This window comes from Desulfitobacterium sp. THU1 (genome assembly GCF_038181555.1).
In the GTDB taxonomy this organism is placed as follows: domain Bacteria; phylum Bacillota; class Desulfitobacteriia; order Desulfitobacteriales; family Desulfitobacteriaceae; genus Desulfitobacterium.
In genome coordinates, this window is record NZ_JBBWUA010000012.1 from 1 (window position 1) to 14,169 (window position 14,169).

Below are 14,169 nucleotides of genomic sequence, written 5' to 3' on the forward strand. Positions count from 1 at the left end.
TATATAGTACCTATGGCTAGTTAACTGATTAATAAGCAAAAATTCGAAAACAAACATAAACGCGGCTACCTAAGGTAGCCGCGTTTATTACTTTTAAAAGGTACTATTTGTTCAAAGGCTCTTGTTATTGAAGATTTTGAGCAATACGTTTTCCTAACTCTACGCTCTGGGCAAGTTCACTTTCATCAGGTGTCCACATAAGGCGGACTCCATCATCGATTACTTCAAACCCAGCTTTTTTCAGTTCCTCATTTAAAAGCTTAGTGGCTTCGCCACTCCACCCGTAACTTCCAAAGGCAACTCCCTTTTTATTCTTAAACTTCAACCCTTTGATCTCCTCCATAATCGCAGCTATCGAAGAAAGATAGCCGTTGTTCACAGTGGGAGAGCCTACGGCGATGGCTTTGGAACGGAACACCTCACCGATAATTTCTGTCTTATCAGAACGAGCAGAATTATATAGCTTCACAGTGAGCTTTGGATTAACCATGCGAATTCCAGCAGCAATGGATTCTGCCATTTTCCTTGTAGCGTTCCACATCGTATCATAAATGACGGTGACTTGATCTTCCTGATAGTCGTTAGCCCATTCTAAGTATTTATGCACAATCTGCAGCGGATTGTCCCGCCAGATCACCCCATGACTGGGGCAGATCATATTAATCGGCAACTCCATTTTGACAATCTCATTGATTTTTGCAGTGACCATTTTGCTGAAGGGTGCAAGAATATTACCATAATATTTGAGGGCTTCAGTATAAAGCTCACTCGTATCTACTAAATCATTATACATATGTTCAGAAGCAAAATGTTGACCGAAACCATCATTACTAAAGAGGATATTATCCCCGGTTAAATAGCAAAACATCGTATCCGGCCAATGAAGCATCCGAGCTTCAATGAAGATAAGTTCACGGCTCCCGATATTCAGGCGATCCCCGGTTTTAACTTCGACAAAATTCCAGTCCTTATGATAGCTTCCTTGGAGAATCTTTTTGCCATTTCCAGTACAATAAATTGGTGTATCTGGAATTTCTTCCATGAGAAAGGGAAGCGCACCACTATGATCCACCTCATTGTGGTTCATAATAATATAATCAATCTCATGCAAATCAATTTCTTGCTTTAATTTTGCTACAAACTCACGACCGAAAGGCTCCCAAACTGTATCAATAAGGACTGTCTTTTCATCTCGAATGAGATAAGAATTATAGGATGATCCCTTCTTCGTTTTGTACTCTTCCCCATGAAAATTTCGCAGCTCCCAATCGATTTTACCTACATATGTAATCGTTTCATTGATTTTAAAAGACATGACTATAATTCCTCCTTCCATTAAATCCAATTTAATATATATTGTCCCCGAAAGCAAGTTTTTTAAAGAAACCTATCGATAAGAAAATTAAACTTATACTGAATGGTACAAAACAAAGGACCGATTTTATCTTATAGTCATAGACGAAAAATCGGTCCTACTCACCCTATTTTTAGGGATTTATAAAGAAGACCAGTCCCATGGTAAATGAATAGATTAAGAAGAGCACTTGCAAAGAAACTAATAATCTTGCGGTGATGGATTCTGGAAAAACAGAGCTTCCTGTGGTAGCAAAGGTTGTGATGCTAAAATAAATAAAAGTAATGATTTCTTCAATAGGATCATCTTTGATATTATCTGTAAAACTACTCTTATCCAAACGGTAAAGCCAAATATAAACCGAAGCAAAATACATAAGCTGGACCGCAATAGCGCCCGCAATAGGCCAATAGATATCCATCAGATGTCCATCTGCTACAACGAGAACAGAGTAGACATAGGCAGCGAGTCCCGCTGTCACAATAGCGCTATAGGTAACACTACCTAACTTCCCCTTTAGCGCCTTATCATTCTCTCCCTCTAATCCCCTAAAAAGTGTAGTAAATATAAAGTATGCCGCTGTCCCTACCATGGCTGGGGCCAGGAGCCATACATTAGATACTGCAGTAATTTTTGCGTTAATTCGTTCCGCTTCCTGGGAAATAACAGGGGCAACCTTTTTCATATGACCAAGAAAACTAGGTCCTGAATAACTTAAGGGGTAAGAATCCGGGTAAGATGAATAATCTCCTAATGGTCCATGCACTAATAACCCCCCTTTCAACTCTCCTGCATATGGTATTTTATTCCACAGCGGAGATTCTGTTCACCTTTCCTCTTCTTTCAACTATGTTAAAGAAGATCCCAGAAACTTGCGCTCTGGGATTTTATTATTTCAGCTTGCTCTTCTGAACCGGTTTAACACTCTCAAAATTTCTTAGTTCGGAAACGGTCCCAAAGCGATAGCCCTGTTCCCTTAACCGATCAATTATCGGGCCTAAAGCTTGGATGGTTTGTTCCCGCCTTTCTCCCCCATCATGGAGCAAGATGATTCCTCCGGGAAAACTGTTCTTGACCACGTTTTGGATAATTCGCGGCGGCCCCGGATTTTGCCAATCCTTGCTATCAATACTCCACAAGGTCAAGGTATGCCCTTGTTCCTTTACTCCTGCTAAGACGGATTCAGAGATAATCCCTCCCGGCGGGCGGTAATAGGTAGTGCGTTTTTGAAGCAGCTCATATAAAAGTTCGTCTGTACGTGTAAGTTCGCGAACAAATTTACTGGGAGTATAGCTATGTGAGTAGCCATGGTTTGCTATTTCGTGCCCTTCCTCACTGATTCGTTTGAGTAACTCGGGGTTGCCTTGAGCATTCATCCCTAAAACAAAGAAGGTGGCTTTCACGTTTTTTTCCTTAAGTACGTCGAGAATATATCCTGTATAAAGGGGATCCGGCCCATCATCAAAGGTTAAGGCCAATACTTTTTCTTGCGTGTGGACTAAATAGTAAGTCCCCGGATGCTTAGCAATGGAGGGAAGCGCCAAGTCCATGGTCCGGATACTAACCCCCAGTAATACTAAGCTAAGAACTATAATGCTCAGATATAATCCTTTACGAGATAAGGTTATAATACGCAAAAATGCTTCCCTCCTTTGCACCATATTTAAGCATATGCATCACTGCAGGCCCTAAAACCTGAAGTCGGAGGTTCTGTTTAAAAAAGAAACAGAAGAGTAACCGTACAAGAATGACTTGTAAGGTTTTATACGAACAAGTATAATGCTTACAGCACTTCATACTCTCACAAAAGTTGCTATTTACGAACTTACAGTCTTGATAAGCGAGGAATATTATATGACTTCCATCGTTATTGCGATAGGCGGCGCCTTAGGTGCATTATCGCGTTATGAATTGAGCCTTTGGATATCAGACCGTTGGACTCAAGTTTTCCCCCTGCCAACTTTTGTTATCAATATTAGCGGCGCTTTCTTATTGGGTTTTATTAATGTCCTCTTTCTAGACAAGTTATCTTTAGCACCTGAGTGGCGACTAGGAATTGGGGTAGGATTTCTCGGAGCTTTTACCACCTTCTCGACTTTTGGCTTTGAGGTTTTCACTTTACTAGAAAAGGGATTATATTCGACCGCGATTTCTTATGTTCTGTTGAGCACTCTGGTTGGATTGTTTGGGGTTTCTACAGGTGTCGCGCTTGCCAGGTGGCTTTGATAATAACAAATGCTCTCTTATCGATGTGAGTTCTTACTTAGCCTCATCATCTGTAAGAGAGCATTACTTTTATTTGATCGTTTTGCTATCAATATTAATAGGTATTCCTGTGAATTTTCTCCATGAGGAGTTCGTCGCTTGTATGATCCGGACGTGTTTCTGCCGGATATCCCAACGCAATAATGGTCCCAACCTGAAGATGTTCTGGTATTCCCAGTAGTTTTTTCACATATTCGCCGGCTGGTGTGCCATCTTGATAATTCCGCTCCCGAATCTGAATCCAGCAGGAACCAAGACCTAAGTCTTGAGCTTGCAGCTGAATCAAAATAGTAGCGATTGATATGTCTTCTACCCACACATCACTTTTTTGGGAATCTGCGCAGACGACTATCCCTAAGGTAGCTCCTTTGAGTAATTGAGCCCCCACTTTAGCTGCAGCAAGCTGCTCTAAAAGTTCCTGATCCTCTACCAGGATAAATTCCCATGGCCTCCCATTACGAGAGGTTGGCGAGAGTAAAGCCGCACGAATGAGTTGGTCCACTTTTTCTTTTTCGATGGGGGTATCCGTATACTTCCGAATACTCCGACGCCTTTGCAGAAGATCCTTAATAGCCATCTTTGCCTCATCCTTTCTATAGTCACCCATAACAGTAATATCGTATTCCGAACAGCCTATTATTCTTAGCTTTGGTTTTCCATAAGCCGAAGCATCTTTAATCCCATCTCCAGTTCAAGACGATTCTTACTATCCTCGAGGTCGAGTTGAGCAATTTCCTTAATACGCTCCAAACGGTAGAGTATTGTTTTGTAATGGATGAACAATTCCTTAGCCGCTTTACTGGCGTTACCATTGCACTCAAGAAAGATTTCTAGAGTTTTTAGTAGCTCCGCAGCGTTTTCTTGATCATGCTTAAGAATTTTAAGTAACGACTTGGGGATAAACTCTTCTAAAGAGTTCCTTTCCGCGAATTTGCAAAGAATACGAAAAACCCCCAAATCTGAAAAGGCGACTACAGCATTCCCATCATGAAGCATTCCTCCATAGCTCAGCGCATCCAAGGCCTCTTTATAGCTACGGGGGATTTCCTCGGCGCCATTAGCAACATCACCGATACCCACTTCAACACAAAGCTTTTTCATTCTTTTCCTAAGCTGAACTTGAGCCTCTTGTACTATTCTTTTCACCTTAACTAATGAATTTTCTTGGGAATCGTTTACGGGCAAGAGCAGAACAATCTTATCGACTTTATTACCAATAATGAAGTCCCGAGTATGCGTTTTAATCATCCCTGAAATGAGGGACGTTATCTCAGTTTTGATGCTTTGTAAAGCCATCTTATGCTGGGAACGATGCTCCGCATGATATGAGTCCAAATTTTTAAGGTTAAAGAGGACGACATAATAGGAGCGATTCAAATCCCATTCCATCAGATTGATGCGTTCTTGAGCATTGGTTGAGCCTAATTCACCTGAGAGGATATGCTCAAGCAAATCATTCTTAAATTTGTACTCTACTTCCTTAACCGCAAAACGCTTAACCATATCTAAGGTGGTCACAGTAGCTGCTTGCTCAATGCTAATGAAATCCATATCGATTATCGGTTTATTGAGTTCCACAATCGTTAAATAACCTTTAATTTGATTAAAGGCTTGGATTGGGACGACCACTTGAGGTATGCATTGTCCTTCCAGTTCCGGGTAGGTGACGGATTGTCGATAATAAAAAAACTTATCATTTAGATTTTCTCGCAAAGCAAATTCTTCCGGTACCTGAAACCGCTCTAAAGCCGAATGAGTACTTTGGATACATTTAAAGTTTTTGTCATATACTGCAACAGGGTTTCCCACTAATTCTTCTAGGGTATTGACGATCGCTTCCGGCCCTTCGCATTGTAAGGCTAAGGTGGTAAAACGCTCTTGCACATCCTTATAGTACTTTAGCTTCACCACTTGGGAGTTAAAAAGCTCCTCCATGACCGGATACATAACATCGACAAAGCGAATGCTGCCTTCCAGCTCAATGACGGGTAGTCCGTATTGGTTAGCCGCCTCAATGATTTCGGTCGGGATATCTTGAACAAAGCGTCGTACTTTAATGGCCAGAGCGGAAACCTCTTTCTCAGCCATTTTCCGGATAAATTCTTGGTAATCCATCCCCTCACCCGGTCCTGAGTACAAGCTGGTCAAAAGGAGTTCACCACCGGATAACCAATTCACAATATCAGGAGCTTCGATGATGGTAACACCTTTGACCACATTATCAAGTTTCTGGTACCCTGCAACCACTTGGGAGGTTTTCAGAGGGCCTACCCTCAACAAATCCTTTACAGTAATCTCCATGTGTTACCACCTCTTCGCTCTCATTTTGCTGTTACGCTGTCTTTTCAGTTCAATGAACTATAATTGAATATCGCGATTGCAATCCTTCGTATAGATATAGGTAAAGGGTGTACGCCCTACACCATAGCACGCCTGGGGTACATAGGGACCAAACCATATGAAGTCTTCTTTCTTCACCGGAATCCATTGATTATCAATCAGATAGACCCCTTCACCTTCTAAAAGGTAGAGCCCATGTTCTTGGACATGAGTTTCAATAAAAGGATGGCAACCACCCGGTAAAAAGCTCAAGGTATGGAAGTTGACATCGAAGCCTAAATCCGTAGGCAATAAATCCTTAATCCGGACGTTTTCCATTCCATCATAAGGAGCATCAGGCATATCATTGAGTCTTCCGACCACAACCCTCGCTGCAAAGCCTTCTACTGGACGATAACGTTGCTTGTAAAGAAGAAGTCGCCAGGATGCTGAGGAATCATTCTTAAGGCTCATACCTGAAGAAGCAGGAGCAAAAACATAGCCACTCTCGTCGATGCTGTATTCTTTACCCTCAACTAAAACTTTACCCTGACCGTTTAAGCAGTAGACAAACGTTTCGATTCCTTCTTCCTGAAAAGGCTTTACGGTGCCGCCTCCTGGCAAGACCTCGACTGTATACATAGCAAATTGGGGACCATAATGAGGCGAAGCGATAATGCTCACATTACACTTCTCAAGATTCGGCAGAACATTTTTCACACGTCCTTCGGGGGGAATCAAAGCATACCTCCCATGTTGGACCACTGCTCTTGACGATAATAAATCCTGAGGATAACCCATATTACATTCTCCTTTCATTATACCATTGAAATTTAGTTAATTAGCATTATATTCTTAATGTTCGTTACTCCTGCATTTTTACCTTTATCCTAATATGATAAAGCTTCGGGCTCATTAACCCTAGTATTTTACCCTATTATACTAAGAAACATGCTCACTGTCTGAAAAATCAATCCTCAAACTTTATCAATTGGGGATAAAGGAAGTACAAAGGTAATACCGAATAGTATTGCCATGATCATAAAAGGAGATGACGTTGATGAGCCGTATACTTAAAGTCGAAACCTTAACTAAGGAAGCCTTTAAACCCTTTGGCTATCTTTTAAGTCCTAATCCCGGAATTGCACCTTTTAAAAATACCCCTCCCGTGTTTACGGATCGGATGCCCTTTGAGGTGGATGAGGGAGAATCCGAATTCGTCTATGCCCTCTTGGATCGCAAAGAATTTAAGTTTTCGAACTTAGAACGTCATAATAAAGTAACCCAAGGTTTTTTTATGATGACCAGCGGACCGGCAATCATTACAGTTGCTCCGGCCACCGACCCCTCTGACCTAGAATCCTTACCTTCCCTCGACTCGGTACGCGCCTTCCTCTGGGAACGGGATATGTGTTTCGTCCTCCATCGCGGGGTATGGCATGGAACCATTCTTCCTCTGGAACCAAAATTCGCCTATATTTTAGCCACCCGCAAGCAAACCTCGGACGAATCCATCGCTCCACTCTATGACGGCGATGTCCAAATCCGTGAATTAGGAGAGACTTTTGAGTTAAAGCTCTAAAAGAGACTCAGGTTAGCCCGGTGTTAACTCTTTGTACCAGGCAACTGTTCATCTTGTTGTTCAGTTGCCTATTTATAAATAAAAAAACTGAAGGCGTCCCTTACTACTTGCAAAAGTAGTATGGCGACGCCTTCTTTCATAAAACCCTAACCCTAACCCTAACTCCTAATTCCCAAATCCTAAACTTAACCCTATTTCCATCCTTATCCTTATATTTCAACAACACACATAATTTCCACTGCAGCACCACCGGGAAGCTGGTTGGTACCCAAAGCCATGCGGGTATGTCTTCCTCTTTCCCCAAAACAAGTCAACAGCAACTCGGACGCCCCATTCATTACTAAAGGCTGCTGGGTAAAGCTGTCGGCACTGCGAACATAGCCAATGACCTGAACAAATTGCTTAATCCGGTTTAAATCTCCCAGATATTCCTGCAAAGCCGCCAAACAATTACTCATGGCAATACGGGCTGCCTCTTGCCCTTGGTCCACAGTGAAATCCTCTCCCAACTTACCTAAAAACACGTACTCGCCATGGAGTTTTGGGGTATGTCCACAGACATACAGTAGATTTCCTGTCTGAATCACTCTGGCATAAAATCCATCAGGTTCGGAAGGGGCTGGCAGCTCTAGATTGTACTTCACTTTCAAAATCTCTTCAATGTTCAACATAGAGGACTTCACTCCCCTCATCCCTCGATACGCACTGCCGAATCAAGTAGAACATGGTACAATACATTCACTCCATCAGCGCAATCTTCCATACTGCTCCATTCAAGCGGATTATGACTAATTCCATCTTTGGAGCGGATAAAAATCATACCTATAGGGCAAATATTAACCATTTGCATCGCGTCATGTCCCGCGCCGCTGGGTAAACAGTAATATTCCAAGCCTAGATCTTGGCAGGCTTTTTTGGCTGCTAGCTGAAATTCTTGAGAACAAGGTGTCGGAGGAATCCGCTGCAGAATCTCCGTTTCAATCTGTACTCCTCGTTCTTGGCAGATTCCCTCAATTTCCTTAAATATTGAGGTTTCTACTTGATCACTTACTTCTTGAGAGATATCCCGCAAATCCAAGGTAAATTCCACACGCCCGGGAATAATGTTAATACCGCCCGGGAAGACATTGAATCTACCGACGGTCGCCACAGTGCTTCCTGTCTTCTTGGCTTCGCGCTCTATGACCTGGACCATCTCAGCGGCAGCCACCAAAGCATCCTGACGCAGATTCATGGGAGTTGCTCCGGCATGGCCCGCCTCACCTTTGACAATAACCTTCATCCACAGTTCATTGACAATGCCTGTGACGATACCGACGGAGAGATCTTTGCATTCCAATACTTTCCCCTGTTCAATATGAAGCTCGATAAAGGCCTTCAGCTCTTCCTTGGCGCGTATGGCCTCCTGAAGTTTCAGGGAGTCAAAGCCTTGCTCACTCATGGCTTGGGCAACAGTTATCCCTGCTTTATCCTTCATTTCCAAGTCTTTGGGTGAAAGGTCACCGATGACACCACGGCTGCCAAACATGCTAAAGCTAAACCGAGAACCCTCTTCATCATTGAAAGCATACACCTCAATGGGGTGTTGGGTTTCAATTCCTTGCTCCTTTAAAGTCTGAAGCACTTCGATGCCTCCTATTATCCCTAGAGCTCCATCAAAGATTCCGCCATCGCAGACCGTATCAATGTGGGAACCCGTTAGAACCACGGTGGCGTTGGGATCCCTTCCTTCGCGGCGGCCAATCAGATTCCCAACAGCATCTTCACGGATACTTAAGCCTGCTTGCCGCATGTACTCAGCCACTAAGTCCTTCGAGGCCCGATGTTCAGTTGTAAAAGCATGACGGGTTACCCCGCCGGATTCTCTATGACCGATTTTCCCCAATTCTTGTAATCGCTGATATACACGTTCTTTGTTAATCATAACTGCCACCTCTTCATTACTGCTTCAATGGTTAAGCGTTTCTGTTTAATTCACATATTAAGTTAAAATGTTGAAATATTATCTCAATTCTTATATCTAGTTTATCCTTATTTTTTATTATTTCGCGCCCTTTGTCTTTGGCAACTCTGGATAATATTCTTCAGGTCATTCTATCCTTTTAATCCACAGACCTAACAAATCAACCATGTGTAATTACATACCAATTAACTAACCTTAAGTTATCTAGTCAGTAGAAACGCTTTATATAGGACTGTTAGAGATAGATTAATAGGACTGTTAGAGGTAGATTAAAGAAGGGTTGAACTGGCCAAACTAAATATCTTAGTCTTTATAGGATAAACCTTTTTGTGTTTTATTGTCCCAACTTGATAATGTCAAATTATAATATTCAGTATATTCTTAATGTAAATTCACAATCAAATATACTCTATTTCTCCGTTTCGTTAACCATGTAGACCTATTTTAGTTTAGGGGGGCATGAATGTGTTTAATCTCGTCATCAAAAACGGTAAGGTTGTGACTGTTGACAAAGTTATTGAAGCAAGTATCGGAATTAATAGCGGAAAGATAGCCGCCATCATCGAGTCAGGAACAGAGGTCGCAGCCGAAAAGGTCATCGATGCCCAAGGAAAATACGTTTTTCCCGGAGCCATCGATACCCACGCACACTTAAATGATCCCGGTTACCTCTGGAGAGAAGACTATACACACGGGACAGCTGCCGCTGGGGTCGGCGGTTTTACCACCATCATTGATATGCCAATGCAAAATGAACCGGCCATGACCGATGGTAAAATCCTCACCAAAAAGTTAGAAGCAGTTTCTCCTAACGCCTATGTGGATTATTGTTTCTGGGGTGGTCTCGTCGATTATAACCTTAACCATTTAAAAGAACTGGATGAGAAAGGTTGCGTAGCATTTAAATCCTTTATCGGACCAGTTTCTCCAGACTATGTCTCTTTATCCATCGGTCAAGCAAAAGAAGCCATGGAGATTTGCAAAGAGTTCGATGGCCGAGCAGGATTCCACTGCGAAGATTATTCCATTATTAAATGGGAAGAAGCTAGAGCAAAACGTAAAGAGAAAAATGATTGGCAGGATTTCCTGGATTCTCGCCCCGTCCTAGCTGAATTGATTGCTACTCAAAATATCATCGATGTAGCTAAAGAAGTAGGAGCCAAAGTTCACATCTGTCATGTCAGTCATCCAAGAGTTGCCGAAATTATTCGCCAAGCCCAAATTGAAGGTGTAGATGTCACCGCTGAAACCTGCGGTCATTATCTCGTCTTTACTGATCAAGATGTCATTAAAAACGGTAGCCTCTTTAAATGCGCACCTCCCTTGCGTGATGCCGCAGCTATGGAAGGCATGTGGGAGTACATCAACAATGGCACCTTATCCGCCATTGCCTCGGATCACTCTCCTTGCGAGCTCAGTGAAAAAAGCGAAGCACAGCATGGCGTCTTTGGCGCTTGGGGAGGAATTAGTGGCATCCAAAACGTGATGCAAGTGGTTTTCAGTGAAGGTGTCGTGAAGAGAGGCTATTCTCCAACCCTCTTAGCCCGTTCTCTAAGTGAAGGACCGGCCAAAGCTTTTGGTATCTTTGGCAAAAAAGGTGCCCTTCAAGTTGGATTTGATGCTGACTTGGTCATCCTCGATCCTGACAAGGAATGGGAAATCACACCTGAGTCCTTACATTATGTTAACCCGATCTCTGCTTTTGTCGGACTGAAAGGTCAAGGCCTTCCTGTATGCACCTTAGTCAGAGGTCAAGTGGTCGCCCAAGATGGTCAAATCGTTGGTCAAAAGGGCTTTGGAGAGTATGTTAAGAAGTTAAAATAAAAGGAGGTACCTCATGAGCAGTCATTATGATTTGATTATCCGCAACGGACATGTGGTTTGCCCCGATGGTGTACGGAAGGCTGACATCGCTGTCTATGATGAGAAAATCGTTCAGATCGCCGATGAAATTCCCGGCGAGGCCAAGGAAGTGGTGGATGCCACTGGCAAATATGTCTTTCCCGGCATGACCGATGGGCACGTCCATTTTAATGATCCTGGTAGAACTGAATGGGAGACCATCACCACTGGTTCGAGTGCTTTAGCCGCTGGCGGTGGAGTTGCTTTCTTCGATATGCCTCTCAATTGTAGTCCATGCACTTTAGATGCAGTGAACTTCAACAATAAACTGGCCGTAGCACAAAAAGATTCTATAGTGGATTACGGCTTCTGGGGTGGTTTGACTTCTGCCAATTTGGATAAATTGGATGAGCTAGCTGAGTGTGGAGTAATCGGATTCAAGGCTTTCTCCTGCCACAGTGGCATCGATGAATTTCCAAGAATGGACGATTATACTGCTTTAGTCGGTATGGAAAAACTAGCTAAGCTTGGGCTTCCTTTAATGGTTCATTGCGAAAACGCCGAGATTACCAAAGAGTTGACCGAGCTTTCTCTAGCTACTAATCGAGCAGGCGTGCGAGATTATTTCGCCGCTCGTCCACCAATTACTGAGATTGAAAACGTCTCGCGGATGATTACCTTCGCAGAAGAAACTGGTTGTAAGCTGCTTATCGCCCATATTAGCACCGCGAAAGCCATTGAACTTGTCACTGAGGCCCGTAAAAGAGGTGTTGATGTCCGCTGCGAAACCATTGGCCATTATCTCTACCTCACCGGCGACGATGTAGAGCGGCTAGGAACTGTAGCCAAGTGCTCTCCTCCTATTCGCGATAACGCAAACCAATCCAAAATGTGGGGAAAACTTTTCAATAATGAGATCGCTTTTGTTTCTTCTGATCACTCTCCCTGTGATCCTAAACTCAAGGATGGAGAATTCATGCGAGTTTGGGGTGGCATATCAGCCTGCCAAACCACCCTGCAAGGCTTGCTCACTCATGCTTACCATGATCGGAAATTCCCTCTTGTGGATATTGCCAAATTAACCGCCCAAAATGTTAACGAGATTTTTAAGATTCAAGGTAAGGGGAAAATCGAAGTCGGCTATGATGCAGACTTTGCTCTAGTGGACTTAAATCAAGAATTCACTTTGCAAGCAGATGATCTCTTCTACAAGCACAAAGTTAGCCCTTATGTAGGAGATCGTTTCCGGGGTAATGTTACCCAAACCATTCTGAGAGGAACGACTATTTTTAAGGACGGAAAGATTACCTCCAAGCCCATTGGTAAGCATCTCAAACCCACTCTATAGGCTAGACGAAGGTTTTATCTTAGAGAATAATCAAAAAAGGAAGTGAAGACATGTCTGTAAACGCTGAAGCTCAAGATGTTGTGATAGAACATGCTCCAGGGGTAGAAGAAACTCTCTATCCCAAGAAAACCAGCGAACGCACCATGGGACCTATCCCTTACATGTTTATGTGGATTGGCGATGGAGTTAACCTCGGCAATATGACCCTCGGCGGCAGTATGATTATTGCCGGAATAGCTACCTTAAATATTTACCAAACCTTTGCAGCAGCCATCATCGCTATCGGAATCATCTCCCTTATCTTCACTCTAAATGATAGACTCGGCTATAGAACCGGTATTCCTTATGTTATGCAACTACGGATGTCTTTCGGTGAAAAAGGTTCTGTTATATCTTCGCTCTTACGTGGTATCCCGGCGATTGTCTGGTACGGATTCCAAAGCTGGGTTGGCGCCACCGCCTTAAACGAAATTCTCAAAGTCTTTACGGGGGGCTCCTTTGATAGCATTCCCATCTGCTTCGTAGTCCTTCAGTTGGTACAGATTGTCCTTTCCATGTATGGTTTTCATGCCATTAAATGGGTAGAAACTCTTATCTCGGTTGTCTTAATGGTCGCTTTCGTCTATGTATTCGTTCTCCTCATTTCGAACTATAGTGGTGTTATCGCTGAAAAGTGGATCAATACTCAAGGCACCTGGGGTATCGAATTCTTTGCTTTCATTATGGTCCTCATGGGCAATTACGCTGCCATATTCCTTAGTGCAGCAGATTACTCTCGTGAGCTCAAACCTGGAATTAGCGATGCTAAGCGCGGTTTTCTCTACTTCTCCCCTATCGTCATAGCCTATGGTGCAGTCATTGTCATCGGTGCCATGCTGGCTTCGGCTACCGGTAACTCCAACCCTGTTAAAGCTTTAGCCATCGTTTTCAATAATGATGCTGTCACCGTCTTTGTTTCCGCCTTCATCGTCATGGGTGCAGTCGCAGTGAACATGGTTGCCAATATTATTGCACCGACCTATGTCATTCAATTGCTCACCAAAATGAAATATAAGCCTGCCGTTGTTATCACTGGTCTCCTCGGCCTTTGCTCCTTCCCTTGGGTACTAGTCCAAGATTCCTCTTCCGCAGGTTTAGCCATGTTCATTCTTATCTACTCCGCTTTCTTAGGACCTATTGTAGCCATACTCTTAATCGAGTACTATATTCTAAGAAAACAAAAAGTAAATGTGGCAGATCTTTACAAAGCTGATGGCCCCTTCTCCGGGTATAATCCCGCTGCTATCACGGCCATGCTCCTAGGCGCAGCTGCAGCCTTTATGCTGGTAGATCTCGCTTGGATTATCGGTCTTATCGTAGGCGGCACCTCCTACTTCCTCCTCACGAAATACGCCTTTAAAGGCTCCAAGTTCAAGGTGGGTACCATCTTCGAAAACAAATAGAATTAAATTCTGTCTTTTAAAAATAACTACTTCCAGCATATCTGTTGGGAGTAG

Annotated in this window: 13 protein-coding genes; 5 read left to right on the plus strand and 8 right to left on the minus strand. The window is 43.2% G+C overall.

Annotation, left to right across the window (positions count from 1 at the left end):
* Positions 1-124: 124 nt before the first annotated feature.
* From AAC978_RS10710 to AAC978_RS10720, 3 genes are all read right to left on the minus strand, one after another.
* The gene (locus AAC978_RS10710; RefSeq protein ID WP_341548028.1) at positions 125-1,315 is read right to left on the minus strand and encodes an anaerobic nitric oxide reductase flavorubredoxin; all 1,191 of its coding nucleotides are present in this window, start codon (positions 1,313-1,315) and stop codon (positions 125-127) included.
* A gap of 172 nt (positions 1,316-1,487) precedes the next feature.
* On the minus strand, positions 1,488-2,120 hold the full coding sequence (locus AAC978_RS10715; RefSeq protein ID WP_341548029.1) for a hypothetical protein: 633 nt from the start codon (positions 2,118-2,120) through the stop codon (positions 1,488-1,490).
* A gap of 124 nt (positions 2,121-2,244) precedes the next feature.
* Entirely contained in the window at positions 2,245-3,015 is a 771-nt protein-coding gene (locus AAC978_RS10720; RefSeq protein ID WP_445900304.1) for a polysaccharide deacetylase family protein, read from the minus strand.
* 193 nt (positions 3,016-3,208) lie between these two features.
* Between AAC978_RS10720 and crcB the strand changes: the two genes are divergently transcribed.
* Positions 3,209-3,580: a fluoride efflux transporter CrcB gene (gene crcB, locus AAC978_RS10725; protein ID WP_341548031.1), complete on the plus strand. Its 372-nt coding sequence runs from the start codon at positions 3,209-3,211 to the stop codon at positions 3,578-3,580.
* Between the two features lie 94 nt (positions 3,581-3,674).
* Here the strand turns inward: crcB and AAC978_RS10730 are convergent, their stop codons facing one another.
* From AAC978_RS10730 to allE, 3 genes are all read right to left on the minus strand, one after another.
* The gene (locus tag AAC978_RS10730) at positions 3,675-4,196 is read right to left on the minus strand and encodes a nitroreductase family protein (protein ID WP_341548102.1); all 522 of its coding nucleotides are present in this window, start codon (positions 4,194-4,196) and stop codon (positions 3,675-3,677) included.
* Between the two features lie 65 nt (positions 4,197-4,261).
* Entirely contained in the window at positions 4,262-5,920 is a 1,659-nt protein-coding gene (locus AAC978_RS10735; RefSeq protein ID WP_341548032.1) for a PucR family transcriptional regulator, read from the minus strand.
* Between the two features lie 57 nt (positions 5,921-5,977).
* Complete coding sequence (gene allE / locus AAC978_RS10740) at positions 5,978-6,739, minus strand: (S)-ureidoglycine aminohydrolase (protein ID WP_341548033.1); 762 nt, start codon at positions 6,737-6,739, stop codon at positions 5,978-5,980.
* Between the two features lie 259 nt (positions 6,740-6,998).
* Here allE and AAC978_RS10745 point away from each other — a divergent pair, with 259 nt between their 5' ends.
* Positions 6,999-7,520 (plus strand): ureidoglycolate lyase, encoded by a 522-nt coding sequence (locus AAC978_RS10745; protein WP_341548034.1) that lies wholly within the window; start codon positions 6,999-7,001, stop codon positions 7,518-7,520.
* Positions 7,521-7,729: 209 nt separating this feature from the next.
* On the opposite strand, the gene AAC978_RS10750 is transcribed toward AAC978_RS10745, so the two are convergent.
* Positions 7,730-8,191 (minus strand): RidA family protein, encoded by a 462-nt coding sequence (locus AAC978_RS10750; protein ID WP_341548035.1) that lies wholly within the window; start codon positions 8,189-8,191, stop codon positions 7,730-7,732.
* 17 nt (positions 8,192-8,208) lie between these two features.
* Positions 8,209-9,444 carry a Zn-dependent hydrolase gene (locus tag AAC978_RS10755; RefSeq protein WP_341548036.1) on the minus strand — a complete coding sequence of 412 codons (1,236 nt, stop codon included), beginning with the start codon at positions 9,442-9,444 and terminating at the stop codon, positions 8,209-8,211.
* Between the two features lie 504 nt (positions 9,445-9,948).
* On the opposite strand from AAC978_RS10755, the gene allB (AAC978_RS10760) reads away from it, so the two are divergent.
* Genes allB (AAC978_RS10760) through AAC978_RS10770 form a run of 3 tightly spaced genes read left to right on the plus strand, consistent with a single transcriptional unit; the run spans position 9,949 to position 14,115 of the window.
* Complete coding sequence (gene allB, locus AAC978_RS10760; RefSeq protein ID WP_341548037.1) at positions 9,949-11,307, plus strand: allantoinase AllB; 1,359 nt, start codon at positions 9,949-9,951, stop codon at positions 11,305-11,307.
* Between the two features lie 13 nt (positions 11,308-11,320).
* Complete coding sequence (allB, locus tag AAC978_RS10765; protein ID WP_341548038.1) at positions 11,321-12,673, plus strand: allantoinase AllB; 1,353 nt, start codon at positions 11,321-11,323, stop codon at positions 12,671-12,673.
* Between the two features lie 50 nt (positions 12,674-12,723).
* Positions 12,724-14,115, plus strand: coding sequence for an NCS1 family transporter (locus tag AAC978_RS10770; protein WP_341548039.1), 1,392 nt, complete (start codon positions 12,724-12,726; stop codon positions 14,113-14,115).
* The last annotated feature ends 54 nt before the right edge of the window (positions 14,116-14,169 follow it).